Genomic DNA, 15148 nt, shown 5'->3' with positions numbered 1-15148 from the left:
GGACGGCGCATTCGGTCGCTGTCAACCACTCTGCGCGAGGGCATCCGCGCGCTGACGGGCTGAAAACGGATTGCGCCGAGGTCAGAGCGCACGTTTGGCTGGGCGGCATGGCCGAACTGCGTACCGACCGCCTCGTCCTCCGTCGATGGCGTGCCTCCGACCTTGAACCGTGGGCGGCGATGAACGCCGATCCCGAGGTTCGAGAGCACTTGGGCGACCCGCTCACCCGCGAACAGAGCGACGCCTCCGCGGCGCGGTTCCAGGCCGAGCTCGACCAGCGGGGCTTCGGGTTCTGGGCGGTCGAGGTGCGGGCCACTGGCGAGTTCATCGGCTTCACGGGCTTGGACCAGGTGGAGGCCGACATGCCGTTCACCGGAGTGGAGATCGGCTGGAGGCTCGCCCGCCCGGCCTGGGGCCACGGCTACGCCTCCGAGGCCGCGCGGGCCGTCCTGGCCCACGGCTTCGACGCCCTTGAGCTTCCCGAGATCCTCGCTGTGACAACGGCCACCAACGTCCGTTCACAGGCGGTGATGCGCCGGCTCGGCATGACCCGGGACCCTGCCGACGACTTCGACGACCCCACCGCGCCCGAAGGACCACTGCGCCCGAGCGTGCTGTACCGCATCGCCCGTAGAGCGAGGACCTGAGGGCGACGCCGGCAGCCGTCAGCGGGCGGCGAGCCAGTCGGGGCGCAGCTCGCCTTCGGCGACGAGGACGGCCGGGCCGCGCAGGAAGCTCGTCGTGCCGTCCAGGATGACGGTGACGACGCCGCCCGGGACGGTGATCTCCCAGGTGCCGGTCGTCCGGCCCTGAGCGTGGGCGGCGGCCACGGCCGTCGCGACCGTGCCCGTACCGCACGAGCGCGTCTCGCCCGATCCCCGCTCGTACACGCGCATCTCGACGCGGCCGTCGTCGAGCGGCCGGAACAGCTCGACGTTGACGCCCTCGGGGAAGGCGGCCGGGTTGAAACCGGGGGCGCGCGTCAGGTCGAGGGCGGCTACCGGCTCGTCGATCGCGCAGGCCAGGTGCGGGTTGCCCATGGAGATCCGCAGTCCGGCGTACGACCGGCCGGAGACGACCGCCCGGCCCTTCCCGAGGACCTCGGGGGCGCCCATGTCCACGGTCACGTCGCCCGTCGCGCCCAGGCTCACCGCGCGTACGCCCGCCCGCGTCCCGACGGCGAGGTCGCCGGGGGCGGCCAGGCCGGCGTCGACCAGGTAGCGGGCGAAGACTCGCGCGCCGTTGCCGCACATCTCGGCGATGCTGCCGTCGGCGTTGCGGTAGTCCATGAACCACTCGGCGCCGAGGTCGTCGCGGCCCAGCGCCTTGGAGCGCACGACGCGCAGCACGCCGTCGGCGCCGATGCCCGCGCGCCGGTCGCACAGGGCGGCCACGAGGGACGGCGTCAGGTCGAGCGAGCCATCCGGATCCGGCACGATCACGAAGTCGTTCTCCGTGCCGTGCCCCTTCACGAAGCGCATGGACCGATCGTATCCAGCGCCGTCTCGACGGGCGCGTCGTAGGGGATCCAGCGCACGCGGGGGTCGCGGCGGAACCACGACTCCTGACGGCGGGCGAACCGCCGGGTCGCCCGGATCGTCTCCTGCTTCGCCTGCTCCTCGGTCCACTCCCCTGACAGGAACCGCAGCACCTGGGCGTAGCCGAGCGCGCGACTCGCGGTCAGCCCGTCGCGCAGCCCTTCCGGCTCGAGGCGGCGTACCTCGTCGACGAACCCGGCCTTCCACATCCGCTCGACGCGTACGGCGATGCGCTCGTCGAGCTCCGGCCGGGGCACGGTCAGGCCCAGCTGAACCGAGTCGCCGGTGTCGGCGTACGACGGCATGGAGGCGGTGAAGGGCCGGCCGGTCATCTCGATCACCTCGAGGGCCCGGACGATGCGGCGGCCGTTGCTGGGCAGGATCGACGTGGCGGCGGCCGGGTCGAGGTCGGCGAGCCGGGCGTGCAGCGCGGCGGGCCCGTGCTCGGCGAGCTCCTCCTCCAGCCGGGCGCGCAGCTCCGGGTCGGTGCCGGGGAACTCCAGGTCGTCCAGGACCGCCCGGACGTACAGGCCGGAGCCGCCGACGAGCAGCGGCAGCCGGCCGCGCCCGCTGATCTCGGCGACCGCCCGGCGCGCCGTCTCCTGGTACTCGGCGACGCTGGCCGTGCGAGTGACGTCCCACACGTCGAGCAGGTGGTGCGGCACGCCGCGCCACTCCGGCTCGGTGAGCTTGGCGGTGCCGATGTCCATGCCGCGGTAGAGCTGCATGGAGTCGGCGTTCACGATCTCACCGCCGAGCCGCAGGGCGAGCTCGACCGCCAGGTCGGACTTGCCCGCGGCGGTCGGCCCGACGACGGCGATCACCTTCATCTTCCCCACCGGCTTAATTCTGCCGTTTCCTCCGGGGTGCCTGCTCCACACACGAGCGAGCGAAGCCCTGACCGAGGCTCCACGACGGACGGATCACGTTTCGGATCGACTCCCGGACTGGATCCGGACGCCCTTATCCGGCGGATCACCGCTCTCCCCAAGGAAGAGGCCCAGTACGCGAGGTAGACCGGTCAAGTTCCCCCGGACCAGGCGTCAGGACCGCTTGTCGGCCGAACGGCCGCGGTCTACCATCAAGGCGACTTTTAGGAAAGTTTCTTAAGAGTCATCCGGAGCGCTCCCGGTCACCCCGCCATCCGCCCCCTCAGAGGCCGGTCGTGGACCGGTCATCACGTGCATGCGTCAGCCCGCCGACACCGTACGGCGGTGCCCCCGCCATCTCCCGCACCCCGCCCCTGGAGGATCGATGCTGCTTCGCACGTGGCTCCCCGGCTTGCTCGCCGCAGCCCTGTTCACCGCCGTGACCGGCACCGCGGCGGAAGCCGGCACCATCCCGCCCGGTGCCGCCCATCACTCGGCTCGCCCCGCGGACACCTGCACGCCGGTCAGCACACTCGCCGGCGATCACTTCACCCCCGTGCAGATCGCCCAGACCGCCAAGAACAACGGCTTCACCGGCAACGGGCTGGTCGTCTCGGTGGCCGTGGCGCTCGCCGAGAGCAGCGGCTGGACCCGCGCGGTGCTGGTCGACTCGGACTGCAGCCGCGACCGCGGACTGTGGCAGATCAACTCGTACTGGCACTCCGAGGTGTCCGACGCGCAGGCGTTCGACCCGAACGGCGCCGCGCAGGCCGCCTACCGGATCTCCTCGTCCGGTAACGACTGGACACCGTGGACGACGTACACCAACGGCGCCTACCAGCAGCACATGGCCGAAGCCCAGCAGGCGGTCAACCAGATCGGCGGCGGTGGCGGCAGTACGGGCTGCGCCGGGCTGCCGTCCTGGAACTCCGGCACCGCCTACACCGGCGGGGCGAGCGTGTCGTACAACGGCCACCGCTGGACCGCCAAGTGGTGGACCCAGGGTGACGTGCCCGGCGCGAACGCGCAGAACGTCTGGACCGACAACGGTTCCTGCTAGCACGGCGCGCCTCCCGCGCCGCGAAGGTGCGCTCGGCTCCGGACGGATCCGGAGCCGAGCGCACCCGCTCTCGCCGGATCGGCACAGGCCAGAGCATCACAACCGCACAGTCACCGAGGCATGGATCACTCTGGAGCGCGCGTCGCCGCCGACGGGGTTCCCCTGCCAGATATGGGGGCAGATGGCCGATAGGGGCGCCGAGGGCCGGTGTCCCGGCATGAGGCCTCATGGGAGCTCGAATGTCCCTCATGGACAAGGTGAAGAACCTTCTCGGCCAGCACGGCGACAAGGTGGAAGAAGCCATCGAGAAGGCCGGCGACATGGCCGACCGCAAGACCGGCGGGAAGTACTCCGGTCAGATCGACACGGCTCAGGAACAGGCACGGCGATTCGTGGAGCGCTCCGGCGGCGAACACGAGCCCGAAGACCGCGGCAGCCCAGGAGGCGCCGATCCGACGGGCGGCCGACCGTCATAACCCGCCGCCGACCGCCATAACCCGCTCCGCCGACCGGCGGAGCGGGCCGCGGTCGTCATAGCCCGCCTCCGGCCGACATGACCGGCCATCAGCCGACATGACCGGCTGCCGACCGGCAGAGCGGGCCGCGGTCGTCATTGCGGGCGGCGGGTCCAGCTCGCGACGAGGTACCCGACGCCGTACGGGGCCTCGTCCGCCAGTAGCTCCGCGTCGAACGGGGCGTCTCCGGCCGCCCCGGCGAGGACCTGCCACGGCGCGCGGCCGGCCGCTCGCAACTCCGCGGCGAGGCCGGCGTCGAGCCCGGTGAGCGTGGCCTGGTCCGCGCCCGCCAGGGCCGTCGCCACCGCCGCGTCGAACCCGGCGGCGCGCGGATCGAAGTAGCCGGGGGCGGCCTGCGTACGGCATGCCGACCCGTCGCCCATGACCAGGAGCGCGACCGTACCGGCGAGGTCCGCGAGCTCCGCGCCGAGCCGGAGGCACGCCGCTGCGGAGGCGTCCTCGGCGACGCTCCGGTACACCGCCGGCCAGTCGCCGATGAGCCACCGGCCGATCGTCAGGGAGAGCGGCAGCACGGGCTCGCCCGGTCCGATCGTCAGGTCGACGCCGTACGGGCGCAGGGTGCCCGCCGCGTCGGCGTCGTAGTCATGGGTGCGCGGCCCGGAGCCGACCACGACGAGGACGTCGGCGTCGCCGAGCCGGCGCACGGCCTCGCCGCACGCCGCCCGCAGGCCGTCGAGTTCGGCCGCCGCGCCGCTCGCCACCTCGGGAACGAGCAGCGGCGGATGCGGGCAGGCCGCCGCGGAGATCAGCACGCGACCACCCCGGGCACGACGACCACGGCCGGGAAGAAACAGACGGCGATCAGCACGCGACCACCCCCGGCGCGGCGGTCACGGCCAGGAGAACACCCACGGCGATCAGCACTCGGCCACCTCTGAAAACGCGGTCACGGCCCCGAGGACAGCGGCGGCGATCAACACGCGGCCACCCCGGGGAGGACGGTCACGGGCAGGAGGACATCGGCGGCGGTCAGCACGCGACCGCCTCTGAGGACGCGGTCACGGGCAGGTGGAGACCGGCGGGGTGGCGGGCCGGCCGATGCCCGGCATTCCGAGCGGCACGCCCTTCGGCGCGGCGGTGCGCCGCTCCCACGCGTCGCCCGCCCGGGTGCGCCGGACGCCGTGAACCGGTCCGTCCGCGACCAGGTGGTGCGGGGCGGCGTAGGTGACGTCGACGGTGACCATGTCGCCCGGGCGGGGCACCTCGGTCTCCCCCTCGCCGAGGCCGAAGTGGACGAGCCGGTTGTCCGGCGCGCGCCCGGACATGCGGTGCGTGCGCTGGTCCTTGCGGCCCTCTCCCTCGGCGACGAGCACCTCGATGGTGCGGCCGAGCTGCTTCTTGTTCTCCGCCCAGGAGATCTCCTCCTGCAGCGCGACCAGGCGCTCGTACCGCTCCTGCACGACCTCCTTGGGCACCTGGCCGGCCATCTCCGCCGCCGGCGTGCCGGGCCGCTTGGAGTACTGGAACGTGAACGCCCCGGAGAACCGCGCCTCGCGCACCACGTGCAGCGTCTGCTCGAAATCTTCCTCGGTCTCGCCCGGGAAGCCGACGATGATGTCCGTGGTGATCGCGGCGTCGGGAATGGCGGCGCGGACCCGCTCGATGATGCCGAGGTAGCGCTCCTGCCGGTAGGAGCGACGCATCGCCTTGAGCACCGGGTCGGACCCGGACTGCAGCGGCATGTGCAGCGACGGCATGACGTTCGGCGTCTCGGCCATCGCCGCGATCACGTCGTCGGTGAAGTCGCGCGGGTGCGGGGACGTGAAGCGCACGCGCTCCAGCCCGTCGATCTCCCCGCAGGAGCGCAGCAGCTTGGCGAACGCGCCCCGGTCACCGAACTCCGCGCCGTAGGAGTTGACGTTCTGCCCGAGGAGGGTGATCTCGCAGACGCCCTCGGCGACCAGCGCCTCGACCTCGGCGAGGATCTCGCCTGGTCGGCGGTCCTTCTCCTTGCCGCGCAGCGACGGCACGATGCAGAAGGTGCAGGTGTTGTTGCACCCGACCGAGATCGACACCCACGCGGCGTACGGGGACTCGCGGCGGGTCGGCAGCGTGCTCGGGAACGTCTCGAGCGCTTCCTTGATCTCGACCTGCGCCTCTTCTTGCACGCGGGCGCGCTCCAGCAGCACCGGCAGCGAGCCGATGTTGTGAGTACCGAAGACGACGTCCACCCAGGGGGCGCGTTTGACGATCGTGTCGCGGTCCTTCTGCGCGAGGCAGCCGCCGACCGCGATCTGCATGCCGGCGTGGCTCTCCTTGACCGGCCGCAGATGGCCGAGGTTGCCGTACAGCCGGTTGTCGGCGTTCTCGCGTACCGCGCAGGTGTTGAAGACGACGACGTCGGGCGTCGCGCCGTCGTCCGCGCGGGCGTAGCCGGCGTCCTCGAGCAGCCCGGCGAGCCGCTCGGAGTCGTGCACGTTCATCTGGCACCCGTACGTGCGGATCTCGTACGTGCGGGGCCGGTCGTCGAATGTCGTGGGCGCGCTCATCTCATAGGAAAGAGTACGCGCGCCGGGCAGCGGACGGAGACTCCGCGACACCGGCCCCGCCCGCGCTCCTGCACCCGACGTGAGCCCAGACGGCACGTCCGACAGCGGCGACTCAGGCGCCGCGAGCCCGGGCGTTCAAGATCGACTTCGGTACGTCGGATATGTCCCGCCGCAGGCAGGCGCGAGATACAACGTGATCGGATCGGTACCTCATCCTTGCGGTTACCGCAGGCGTTTGACGTACGCTTTGCGCACATGACGGACAGCGGCAAGGAGGCCCGGGAGGCCGAGGTGAGTGGCGGCGGACCGCTCGTCGTACTTGAGAATGTGAACAAGTACTTCGGCGAGCACCATGTCCTCAGGGACATCGACCTCACCATCCATCGTGGCGAGGTCGTGGTCGTGATCGGCCCGTCGGGCGGCGGCAAGTCGACGCTATGCCGCACGATCAACCGGCTGGAGCCGATCGACGGCGGCACGATCCGGATCGACGGCAAGCCGCTACCCGAAGAGGGCAAGGCACTGGCGCAGCTGCGCGCCGACGTCGGCATGGTCTTCCAGTCGTTCAACCTGTTCGCGCACAAGACGATCCTGCAGAACGTCACCCTGGGCCCGATCAAGGTCCGGAAGGCGGACAAGACCGAGGCGGAGCAGCGCGCGATGGAGCTCCTCGAGCGCGTCGGCATCGCCTCGCAGGCCGAGAAGTACCCCGCACAGCTGTCCGGCGGACAGCAACAGCGCGCCGCGATCGCCCGCGCCCTCGCGATGCGGCCCAAGGTCATGCTGTTCGACGAGCCCACGTCGGCGCTGGACCCGGAGATGATCAAAGAGGTCCTCGACGTCATGACCGACCTGGCGGCCGACGGCATGACGATGGTCGTCGTGACCCACGAGATGGGGTTCGCCCGGGCATCGGCCAACAAGGTCGTGTTCATGGCGGACGGCCAGATCGTGGAGGAGAACACCCCCGGTGAGTTCTTCACCAACGCGCGGAGCGACCGCGCCAAGGACTTCCTGTCGAAGATCCTGACGCACTGACGCGCTCACGGATCTCGACGGACCCAGACCCGAGGAAGAGGAACCGCGGGGCGCGGTTCTCCACAACAGCAGCAGGGGAAGATCATGCGAGTACGTCATTTCGGCTTCGTCGCCGCCGCGCTTGCGACGGCCACGATGAGCGTCACCGGGTGTGCGGCGAAGAAGAACACCACGGTGGTCGACAAGGCCAAGGACGGCAAGAAGATCATCATCGGCGTCAAGTACGACCAGCCCGCCCTCGGTATGAAGACCGGCAGCGGGGTCGAGGGCTTCGACGTCGACGTCGCGAAGTACATCGCCAAGAAGCTCGGCGTCAAGGACGACAGCAAGATCGAGTTCAAGGAGGCCCGGTCGGCCAACCGGGAGACCTTCCTGCAGAACGGCACGGTCGACATGGTGATCGCCACCTACTCGATCACCGCGGAGCGTAAGCCGAAGGTCACGTTCGGCGGCCCGTACGTCGTCACCCACCAGGACCTGATGGTCCGCGCCAACGACAACTCGATCACGAGCGTGCAGTCCCTCAAGGGCAAGAAGCTGTGCGCGGTGTCCGGGTCGAACTCCTGGAAGAACATCACCGAGGGCACCAACAAGCTCAACGCCAAGGTCGCCGCGACCACCGTCCCGGCCCAGGGCTACGAGGAGTGCATCACCAAGCTCAAGGGCGGATCGGTCGACGCGGTCTCCACCGACGCGACCATCCTCGGCGGCTTCGCCGTCCGTGAGGGCTCGGCGGTCAAGGTCGTCAACGCGCCGTTCACCGATGAGAAGTACGGCGTCGGCCTCAAGAAGGGCGACACCAAGACCTGCAACGCCGTGAACGACGCCATCAAGGCCATGTACTCCGACGGCACCGCCAAGCAGCTGTGGGAGAAGTGGTTCGCCAAGGCGAACCTGCCCTTCGACGCGACCGCGCCCACGCCGGAAGGCTGCAGCTGAGCCGCAGGCACGGGATCGGCGCCGGTGGGCCGCACGGGCTCGCCGGCGCCGCTCGTAAGAGGGTAGGAGTGAGATGAACTGGGACGTACTCCTCGACTTCAGTCCGCTGGCGGACAACAGTGGCAAGCTCCTGTCGGCGTTCTGGGCGAACATCGAGATCTCGGTGACGGTGGGCATCCTGTCGCTGGTGATCGGCACGCTCATCACCGCGATGCGGGTCTCGCCCGTCCGGGTGATGCGGATCGCCGGCGCGTTCTACGTCAACACGCTGCGGAACACCCCGCTCACGCTGGTCCTGCTGTTCTGCAGCCTCGGGCTCAGCGACACGCTGAAGTTCAGGATCTCCAACACGTCGACCGTCAACTTCTTCTGGCTGGCGGTCCTCGGCATGTCGTTCTACACCGCTGCGTTCGTGGCCGAGTCGCTGCGGGCCGGCATCAACACCGTGCCGATGGGGCAGGCGGAGGCGGCGCGGGCGATCGGGCTGACCTTCACCCAGTCGCTGCGCATGGTGATCATGCCGCAGGCCTTCCGCGCGGTCATCGCGCCGCTCGGCAGCGTCATGATCGCGATGATCAAGAACACCACGGTGGTCCTGGTCGCGAGCTACTACGAGGCGGCCTCGCTGATGAAGGACATGTTCGAGCAGTACGGCGCCACGCTGCCGATCTTCATCGGATTCGCGGTCGGCTTCATGTGCCTGACCCTGCCGACGGGCTTCTTCTTCAACTGGCTGGCCAAGCGGATGGCGGTGGTCCGGTGACAACCGTGACGGAGACCAAGCCGGCGCCCCGGCGGGCCAAGAAGTCCGAGGCGTCCATCCTGTTCGACGCGCCGGGTCCCAAGGCGCGGCTGCGGAACAACATCCTGACGCTCATCTCGGCGATCATCATCCTCGGGATCATCTACGTCGTCGTCGCCCGGTTCGACAAGGAAGGCCAGCTTCAGGGCAAGCTGTGGAAGCCGTTCATCCAGGGCTCGACCTGGACGGACTTCATCCTCCCCGGCATGTGGGGCACGCTGAAGGCGGCGTTCGCCGGAGCCGTGCTCGCCCTCGTGTTCGGCGTGTTCTTCGGACTGGCGCGGATGTCGGACCACCGGTGGATCCGGGTGCCGGCCGCGACGATCATCGAGTTCTTCCGGGCCATCCCGCTGCTGATCCTGATCTTCTTCGTCTTCAGCGGGCCGCCGACGATCGCCAACGCGCTGAACCGCGAGTTCCCCGAGGTCACCGCGTTCACCGCACTGGTCTTCGCCCTGATGCTCTACAACGGCTCGGTGCTGGCGGAGATCTTCCGTGCGGGCATCAACGCGGTGCCCCGCGGCCAGTCGGAGGCCGCGTACGCGATCGGCCTGCGCAAGAGCGGCGTGATGCGGCTCATCCTCATCCCGCAGGCCACCACCGCGATGATGCCGGCGATCGTCAGCCAGCTCGTCGTCCTGCTGAAGGACTCGGCGCTGGGCTGGATCATCTCGTACGAGGACCTGCTGAACACGGGCTACCGGCAGATCCCCACCCAGTACGGCAACCTCATCCCGGCCGCGATGGTGATCGCGCTGCTCTACATCGCGATGAACCTGGCAATCAGCTACCTGGCCACGTGGCTGGAGAAGCGGAGCCGGCGCAGCCGCAAGAGCTCCGCCAAGACGCTCGGCGCGGGCCTGACCGGCGAGGTCATGTCGGCGAACTGAGCCGACGGAGCACGGACGGGCCGGTGGTCATCCACCGGCCCGTTCGCTTGATCTCGTATGCCTCCGCATGAGGCCGGCCGAGGACACCGCGACCAAGTTCGAAGGGACACAGCGCGGCGCGGCTGGTCATGGCGCAAGGCTCAACCGGGGATCAGGCGATTGTGACCTGTCCGTTGACGACCTTTACGGGGATCTTGATCAGCGGTGCAGGCGCCGGTCCTCCGGTCACCTGGCCGTTCTGGTCAAAGGTGGAGCCGTGACAGGGGCAACGAAAACCGGATCCGACGTAGGAGACCGGGCAGCCCTGGTGGGTGCAGGTGGCGTTGAATGCCATGAAGGCGTCCGTCGCCGGGTGCAGCAGATAGGCGCGGGCGCCGTTCGGCGCGGTGAAACTCTTCGATGATCCGACGGGGACGCCGGCAACCGCAGCGATCACCATTCCGGCACCGGCCGTCCCTGGGATCGGCGAGGCGTCCGGCGCGGTGGAAGTCGGCGACAGGCCGGCGTGGCTCACCGCGGCGCCGGACGGGCGCCGCACGAGCGCCAGGACGCTGCCGATGGGGACGGCGACCGCGGCGACCGCCGCCGCGATCATGCCGCCCCGCACGAGGGCGCGTCGCTCGACGTCGCCCTGTACGGTCACGTTCTTGTGCGGTGTGGGCCGCGCCGGCAGGTCCGGCGTGTGACGCACCGCCGCACGCAGCCAGGCCGTCACCGAGAACACTCCGCCGTCGCCCGCTATCAACAGTGGGCTCCATGCGAAGGCGAAACCGATGTCGGCTCCGTAGTAGTACGGCCGGGTGGTCCAGCTCACCGTCAGGAAGAAGCTGAGCGCGAGCACGACGCCGCCGAGGGCTGCGACTCGGGTGAACAGTCCCAGTAGGGTGCCCAGCCCGACCGCGACCTCACCGAAGGCGATCGCCAGCCCCGTGACGGTCGAATAGCGGGCACTCAGCGACACCACAGCGCCGACCGGAGACGTCGCAGCGGCGTGCAGCATCTGGGCGTGGACGCCGAGTGGCGAGGCGTCATCCAGGTAGTGCGGGTCGAAGATCTTGGAAAGACCGGCGTACAGAAAGGTGACACCGAGAAAGGCGCGTAGCGGCAGAAGCACCCACGCCGGCGACTGCAGTGGGGAATTCATCCGCAACCGAGCCGGCAAACCACTCAGCGGTCCCGTGCGGCGCGAGGTGGTGGAGGACGAGGATGACGGCATGAGGATCAGCCCTTCCATGCGGAGTCGGGGCACCAGGTAACGGCGTCGTCAGGTCAAGAGGCGATTACCCGAGTGACTTCCCGCCTGGGCCTGTTACGGAAAGCAGGCCGAGGCACATTTCGTCGCTGGTGCCGTCTCCCCAGACCACGTATCGCGGGGGAAGCTTGCTCAGTTCCGGGAGTTTCCGACGCAGCGTGGCGTCATGGGTGCAGGTGACCCGTACCGTGTCTCCGGGCTTGACGTCGACGGGTGTGGGCAGCGGCGTGAGCTTCTGATCGTCGAAGTCGAATGACGGGACGTCGAGCAGGGTGCGGGCTTTGGGGGTTCCAGGGTCGAGTTCCACCTTGATCGAGCGTCCGAGCAGGTGCATGTGTCCCAACCCCGCGTACACCGTCATGGGTTGCGGTACCGGGTAGTCGCAGTGCTGGGTGTTGCCGGGCACCGGCTTGCCTTTACTGCATCGGCTCACCAGTCGCGCCTCGCGGGAGCCTGGGCCGACACCGAAGCGCTTGGCGACGTCCGCGATGGCTGCGGCGCGGTCGCACAGCGGACCGGACTCGCCGCCGGCGCAGGGCAGTTCTATCGGCGCTTCCAACGGCACCATGGCCAGCGGCTTGGTGGCGGCTGTGCCGTCAGTCAGTCGCAACCGGACTCTGGGCTGGTCCGATGCGCCGGCACGGCCGCCGGTGGCGAGCAGGTTGTAGTGCACCTGAAGGATGAGCAGGCTGCCGGGCTTCAACGGGAATCCGACGTCCTGCTTCAGCAGCGTCTCTCTGTGATTCGGGGTCCAGGTGTCGACCCACGCTCCCCCTTGTCTCAAGCCGTCGCCACCGAAGCAGGTCCAGCCCTGACCCGGTGTCGCGGCGTCCTTGGCGCGGGCTTCTGCCGCGCTCTCGGGTGGGATCGCGTAGGTGATGGCGTGGTGCACGATCGACGGGTTCCCGGGCTCGAACTGGGTTCCGGTCAGGTACACGGGCTTGGTCAGGTGCGGATCGATCACCAGGCACCGGTATTCGTCGGTGCCACCGTTAGGGGCGGACGGCGTGTAGGGCTGCGGCGCAGTCAGGTTCACGAATCGCTCGCCGGCCCGCAGTGGTAGCGCCTGTGCCACCGAGGAGGGCATGTGCATCGGACTGGTGTGCCGGCCTCCGCCGTCGGCAGTGGTGGCGGATCCGGAACCCGTCTCGTTCGAACCACACGCGGCGGCCACCAGCGTCATCGCACCCGCTACCAGAGCGAGTATCCGCAATCGAGTTATCTGTTTCGTCATGATGCCCTTCTCAGAGTGTTTCGGCTGCGGGGTGGCGGGCGCCGATCCGGGCTGGGATGGCGGTGAGCCCGGCGACGGCGAGCACGGTTCCCACCAGGACGGCGAGGAGCCACCACAGGGGCGGGACGGTGAGGATGCCCTGCCTGAGGATCTTGTTGAGGAGGACGCCTGTGGGGATGCCGAGGGTGGTGCCGATCAGCGCGGGAAGGGCCTGGGCCGCGGTCAGTCCGGCGCTGACCTGCTGGGGGGTCGCACCGAGTGCGCGTGCCAGCGCCGACGAGCGTCTGGCGTCGAGGACCGTCGCCCAGGTGATGAAGAGCATGTTGACGGCCGCCAGGATGACGAGCAGGACGGTGATCATCGCCATGACCTGGTTCATCCGGTCGATGCGGGGATTGTCGACGTCGGAGGAGAGGTGGTCGGCCAGGAAGGAGTAGTTGGTCAAGATCGCCACGATCCCGGTGACCGTGACGGCGATGCTGAGCACGTTCAGGATGCCGCGGCGGGGTCGGCGGGAGGTCAGTCGCAGGCCGAGGAGCAGCGGGATCGGTAGCCGTGCCGAGAGGGCGATCAGCCAGGCCCGGCGCCGGGGCGGGCGGGCGGCGTCGGTCAGCGCGGCGACTGTGCTGGTACGGGCGGCTCGGATGGCGGGAACGAGTGTCGCGGCCACCGCCACGGTCAGGGCGACGGTGACGACGAGCCCGATCGTGGACAGCGTGACCGATGGCGTGTCCGGAGTCCCGACCAGCCCGGCGCCCGCACTGGCGAACAGGGGAGCGGTCAGCCATCCGGCCGCCAGCCCGGCCACCGCCGCCGACAACGCCAGGGCCAGATGCTCGGCCAGTAGTACGGCGGCGACCAGCCCGGGCGTGCCGCCGACCGCCTTGAGCAGTCCGACCCGACGGGTCTGCTCGACCATCCGGCGGCCGACCAGTACGGCGAGCCCGGCCATCGCGAGCAGGCCGAACAACCAGCTGCCGACCTGCAGTACGAGCTGTTCGTTCTTTACCACCAGGTTGTCCACGTCCCTGATCTGCTGCCAGGACGATTCGGCGGCGGAGTCACTGGTGTGCGCGGCCACGAATGCCGGAGCCGCAGCGGGATCGGCAAGCTTCAGGTTGAGGAGATAGGACAGTGAATCGGGTGTGGTGGCCAGGCGCTGGGCAGCGGTCCGGGTGAGCCACACGAGGCCGGGTGAGGGGCTCCTCGAGCCGTTGAGCCATGATCTTGGGAGAACGGCGCAGCCGGTGTTGCAGAGGCTTGACGGGTAGGCCGGGATGGCGGCGGTGACGGCGGTGCCGACGATGTGGAATGTCCGCCCGCTCAAAGTGACCTGATCGCCGACGTGGACGCCGAGTGCGTCGGCGAAGCTGCGCTCGAACACCACCCCGCCCTCGCTCACCCAGCTGCCCTGTGTGAGCGTGGGCTGGTCGACGGCGGCCGGTGTCCGGTCGCGGCCTGCCGCTATCACCGGCGTGGTGTGGCCACCGGCGTGGAGGATGGTCGAGGCGACCGGGTAGGGCCCGCTGTGGCCGGTGACGGCGGAGGCGTGGATCAGTGCGTCGGCGGACTGGCCGGGACGCATGCTGACCACCAGGTCCGGCCCGGCCGTCGCCGTCCGGGTGTGCTGGTAGGGCTTGTCGGTCACCCCGTAGAGGGCGAGTCCGACCGTCAGTGTGGTGGTGGTGACCGCGATCACCAGGAGGATCAGTACGGCCTCGGCCGGGTGCCGCCGCAGGTCGCGGGCGGCGAGCCGGAGAATCACCAGGATACGGCTCACGTCTCAGTCCCTCCGCCCTGCGAAGGCGCCGGTGGTTCCCCTGACCTCGCTCACGAGCACCCCGTCGCGCATCGAGATCAGCCGGTCCGCCGTGGCCCCGATCTGGGGGTCGTGGGTGACGATGACCAGCGTCTGCCCGGCCACCCGCAGGCTGTCGAACAGTGCGAGCACCTCCTGGGTGGCGGCGCTGTCGAGGTTGCCGGTGGGCTCGTCGGCCAGCAGGACCAGCGGGTCGGGGCTCAACGCGCGGGCGATCGCGACCCGCTGGCGCTGCCCGCCGGACAGCGCCGAGGGCAGGAAGTCGGTCCGGTCGGCCAGGCCGACGCTCCCCAGCAGTTCCAGGGCCCGCGCTCGTGCCGCTCGCGGTGAGCGTCCGGCCAGCAGCGCCGGGAGCTCGACGTTCTCCACGGCGGTGAGCTCCTCCATGAGGTGGAAGGACTGGAAGATGAAGCCGACGGCCTCGCGCCGGAGCTGCGCCAGGGCCCGTTCGCTCATCTGGTCGACGCGGCGTCCGGCCAGCTCGATCTCGCCCTCATCGGGTCGTTCCAGCCCGCCGAGCAGGTACAGCAGTGTCGACTTCCCGCAACCGCTTGGGCCCATCACCGCCAGCGTCTCGCCCTGGGTGACCTCCAGGTCGACGCCGTCCACCGCGTGGACCAGCCCTGCCGCCCTGCCGAACCTCTTGCGCAACCCGCGGGTGCGTAGTACCGGTGTCATGGTC

Annotated in this window: 15 protein-coding genes; 7 read left to right on the top strand and 8 right to left on the bottom strand. The window is 69.8% G+C overall.

What is annotated here, in order from left to right; genetic code table 11:
- The first annotated feature begins 107 nt into the window (after positions 1-107).
- Positions 108-647 (top strand): GNAT family N-acetyltransferase, encoded by a 540-nt coding sequence (locus ACQP2O_RS13695; protein WP_433183812.1) that lies wholly within the window; start codon positions 108-110, stop codon positions 645-647.
- Positions 648-665: 18 nt separating this feature from the next.
- On the opposite strand, the gene dapF is transcribed toward ACQP2O_RS13695, so the two are convergent.
- Complete coding sequence (gene dapF / locus ACQP2O_RS13690; RefSeq protein ID WP_433183809.1) at positions 666-1481, bottom strand: diaminopimelate epimerase; 816 nt, start codon at positions 1479-1481, stop codon at positions 666-668.
- The gene (gene miaA / locus ACQP2O_RS13685; protein WP_433191011.1) at positions 1469-2368 is read right to left on the bottom strand and encodes a tRNA (adenosine(37)-N6)-dimethylallyltransferase MiaA; all 900 of its coding nucleotides are present in this window, start codon (positions 2366-2368) and stop codon (positions 1469-1471) included. Before miaA ends, dapF begins: the two co-directional genes overlap by 13 nt.
- 424 nt (positions 2369-2792) lie before the next feature.
- Between miaA and ACQP2O_RS13680 the strand changes: the two genes are divergently transcribed.
- Both ACQP2O_RS13680 and ACQP2O_RS13675 read left to right on the top strand, forming a co-directional pair.
- Entirely contained in the window at positions 2793-3467 is a 675-nt protein-coding gene (locus tag ACQP2O_RS13680; RefSeq protein WP_433183806.1) for a carbohydrate-binding protein, read from the top strand.
- A gap of 239 nt (positions 3468-3706) precedes the next feature.
- Positions 3707-3943: an antitoxin gene (locus tag ACQP2O_RS13675; RefSeq protein WP_433183803.1), complete on the top strand. Its 237-nt coding sequence runs from the start codon at positions 3707-3709 to the stop codon at positions 3941-3943.
- 134 nt (positions 3944-4077) lie between these two features.
- Here the strand turns inward: ACQP2O_RS13675 and ACQP2O_RS13670 are convergent, their stop codons facing one another.
- Together ACQP2O_RS13670 and miaB are read right to left on the bottom strand one after the other, a co-directional pair.
- Positions 4078-4755, bottom strand: coding sequence for a class III extradiol dioxygenase subunit B-like domain-containing protein (locus ACQP2O_RS13670; protein ID WP_433183800.1), 678 nt, complete (start codon positions 4753-4755; stop codon positions 4078-4080).
- 246 nt (positions 4756-5001) lie between these two features.
- Positions 5002-6492 carry a tRNA (N6-isopentenyl adenosine(37)-C2)-methylthiotransferase MiaB gene (gene miaB, locus ACQP2O_RS13665; RefSeq protein ID WP_433183797.1) on the bottom strand — a complete coding sequence of 497 codons (1491 nt, stop codon included), beginning with the start codon at positions 6490-6492 and terminating at the stop codon, positions 5002-5004.
- Between the two features lie 255 nt (positions 6493-6747).
- On the opposite strand from miaB, the gene ACQP2O_RS13660 reads away from it, so the two are divergent.
- The 4 genes from ACQP2O_RS13660 (at position 6748) to ACQP2O_RS13645 (ending at position 10161) form a co-directional block, all read left to right on the top strand.
- Complete coding sequence (locus tag ACQP2O_RS13660) at positions 6748-7530, top strand: amino acid ABC transporter ATP-binding protein (protein ID WP_433183794.1); 783 nt, start codon at positions 6748-6750, stop codon at positions 7528-7530.
- Between the two features lie 84 nt (positions 7531-7614).
- The gene (locus ACQP2O_RS13655; protein ID WP_433183791.1) at positions 7615-8469 is read left to right on the top strand and encodes a glutamate ABC transporter substrate-binding protein; all 855 of its coding nucleotides are present in this window, start codon (positions 7615-7617) and stop codon (positions 8467-8469) included.
- A gap of 73 nt (positions 8470-8542) precedes the next feature.
- Positions 8543-9232, top strand: a complete 690-nt coding sequence (locus ACQP2O_RS13650; protein ID WP_360891604.1) for an amino acid ABC transporter permease — start codon at positions 8543-8545, stop codon at positions 9230-9232.
- A gap of 5 nt (positions 9233-9237) precedes the next feature.
- Complete coding sequence (locus ACQP2O_RS13645; RefSeq protein ID WP_433183788.1) at positions 9238-10161, top strand: amino acid ABC transporter permease; 924 nt, start codon at positions 9238-9240, stop codon at positions 10159-10161.
- A 151-nt stretch (positions 10162-10312) separates the two neighbouring features.
- On the opposite strand, the gene ACQP2O_RS13640 is transcribed toward ACQP2O_RS13645, so the two are convergent.
- The 4 genes from ACQP2O_RS13640 to ACQP2O_RS13625 form a co-directional block, all read right to left on the bottom strand.
- Positions 10313-11305 (bottom strand): Rieske 2Fe-2S domain-containing protein, encoded by a 993-nt coding sequence (locus tag ACQP2O_RS13640; RefSeq protein WP_433183785.1) that lies wholly within the window; start codon positions 11303-11305, stop codon positions 10313-10315.
- A 136-nt stretch (positions 11306-11441) separates the two neighbouring features.
- Positions 11442-12647, bottom strand: a complete 1206-nt coding sequence (locus ACQP2O_RS13635) for a monooxygenase (RefSeq protein ID WP_433183783.1) — start codon at positions 12645-12647, stop codon at positions 11442-11444.
- A gap of 10 nt (positions 12648-12657) precedes the next feature.
- Positions 12658-14427 carry an FtsX-like permease family protein gene (locus ACQP2O_RS13630; RefSeq protein ID WP_433183780.1) on the bottom strand — a complete coding sequence of 590 codons (1770 nt, stop codon included), beginning with the start codon at positions 14425-14427 and terminating at the stop codon, positions 12658-12660.
- A 3-nt stretch (positions 14428-14430) separates the two neighbouring features.
- Entirely contained in the window at positions 14431-15144 is a 714-nt protein-coding gene (locus ACQP2O_RS13625) for an ABC transporter ATP-binding protein (protein WP_433183778.1), read from the bottom strand.
- Positions 15145-15148 lie beyond the last annotated feature (4 nt).

This window comes from Actinoallomurus sp. CA-150999 (genome assembly GCF_050942425.1).
Taxonomy (GTDB): domain Bacteria; phylum Actinomycetota; class Actinomycetes; order Streptosporangiales; family Streptosporangiaceae; genus Actinoallomurus.
Note: the sequence above shows the minus strand (reverse complement) of the source record. Positions and strands in the feature narration are given on the sequence as shown.

Bases quoted from the DNA above. Each gene is read 5' to 3' on its own strand.
- miaB (WP_433183797.1), bottom strand. From the start codon at position 6,492: ATGAGCGCGCCCACGACATTCGACGACCGGCCCCGCACGTACGAGATC.
- ACQP2O_RS13635 (WP_433183783.1), bottom strand. From the start codon at position 12,647: ATGACGAAACAGATAACTCGATTGCGGATACTCGCTCTGGTAGCGGGT.
- ACQP2O_RS13655 (WP_433183791.1), top strand. From the start codon at position 7,615: ATGCGAGTACGTCATTTCGGCTTCGTCGCCGCCGCGCTTGCGACGGCC.
- ACQP2O_RS13650 (WP_360891604.1), top strand. From the start codon at position 8,543: ATGAACTGGGACGTACTCCTCGACTTCAGTCCGCTGGCGGACAACAGT.
- ACQP2O_RS13640 (WP_433183785.1), bottom strand. From the start codon at position 11,305: ATGAATTCCCCACTGCAGTCGCCGGCGTGGGTGCTTCTGCCGCTACGC.
- ACQP2O_RS13675 (WP_433183803.1), top strand. From the start codon at position 3,707: ATGTCCCTCATGGACAAGGTGAAGAACCTTCTCGGCCAGCACGGCGAC.
- ACQP2O_RS13660 (WP_433183794.1), top strand. From the start codon at position 6,748: ATGACGGACAGCGGCAAGGAGGCCCGGGAGGCCGAGGTGAGTGGCGGC.
- ACQP2O_RS13695 (WP_433183812.1), top strand. From the start codon at position 108: ATGGCCGAACTGCGTACCGACCGCCTCGTCCTCCGTCGATGGCGTGCC.
- ACQP2O_RS13680 (WP_433183806.1), top strand. From the start codon at position 2,793: ATGCTGCTTCGCACGTGGCTCCCCGGCTTGCTCGCCGCAGCCCTGTTC.
- miaA (WP_433191011.1), bottom strand. From the start codon at position 2,368: ATGAAGGTGATCGCCGTCGTCGGGCCGACCGCCGCGGGCAAGTCCGAC.
- ACQP2O_RS13625 (WP_433183778.1), bottom strand. From the start codon at position 15,144: ATGACACCGGTACTACGCACCCGCGGGTTGCGCAAGAGGTTCGGCAGG.
- dapF (WP_433183809.1), bottom strand. From the start codon at position 1,481: ATGCGCTTCGTGAAGGGGCACGGCACGGAGAACGACTTCGTGATCGTG.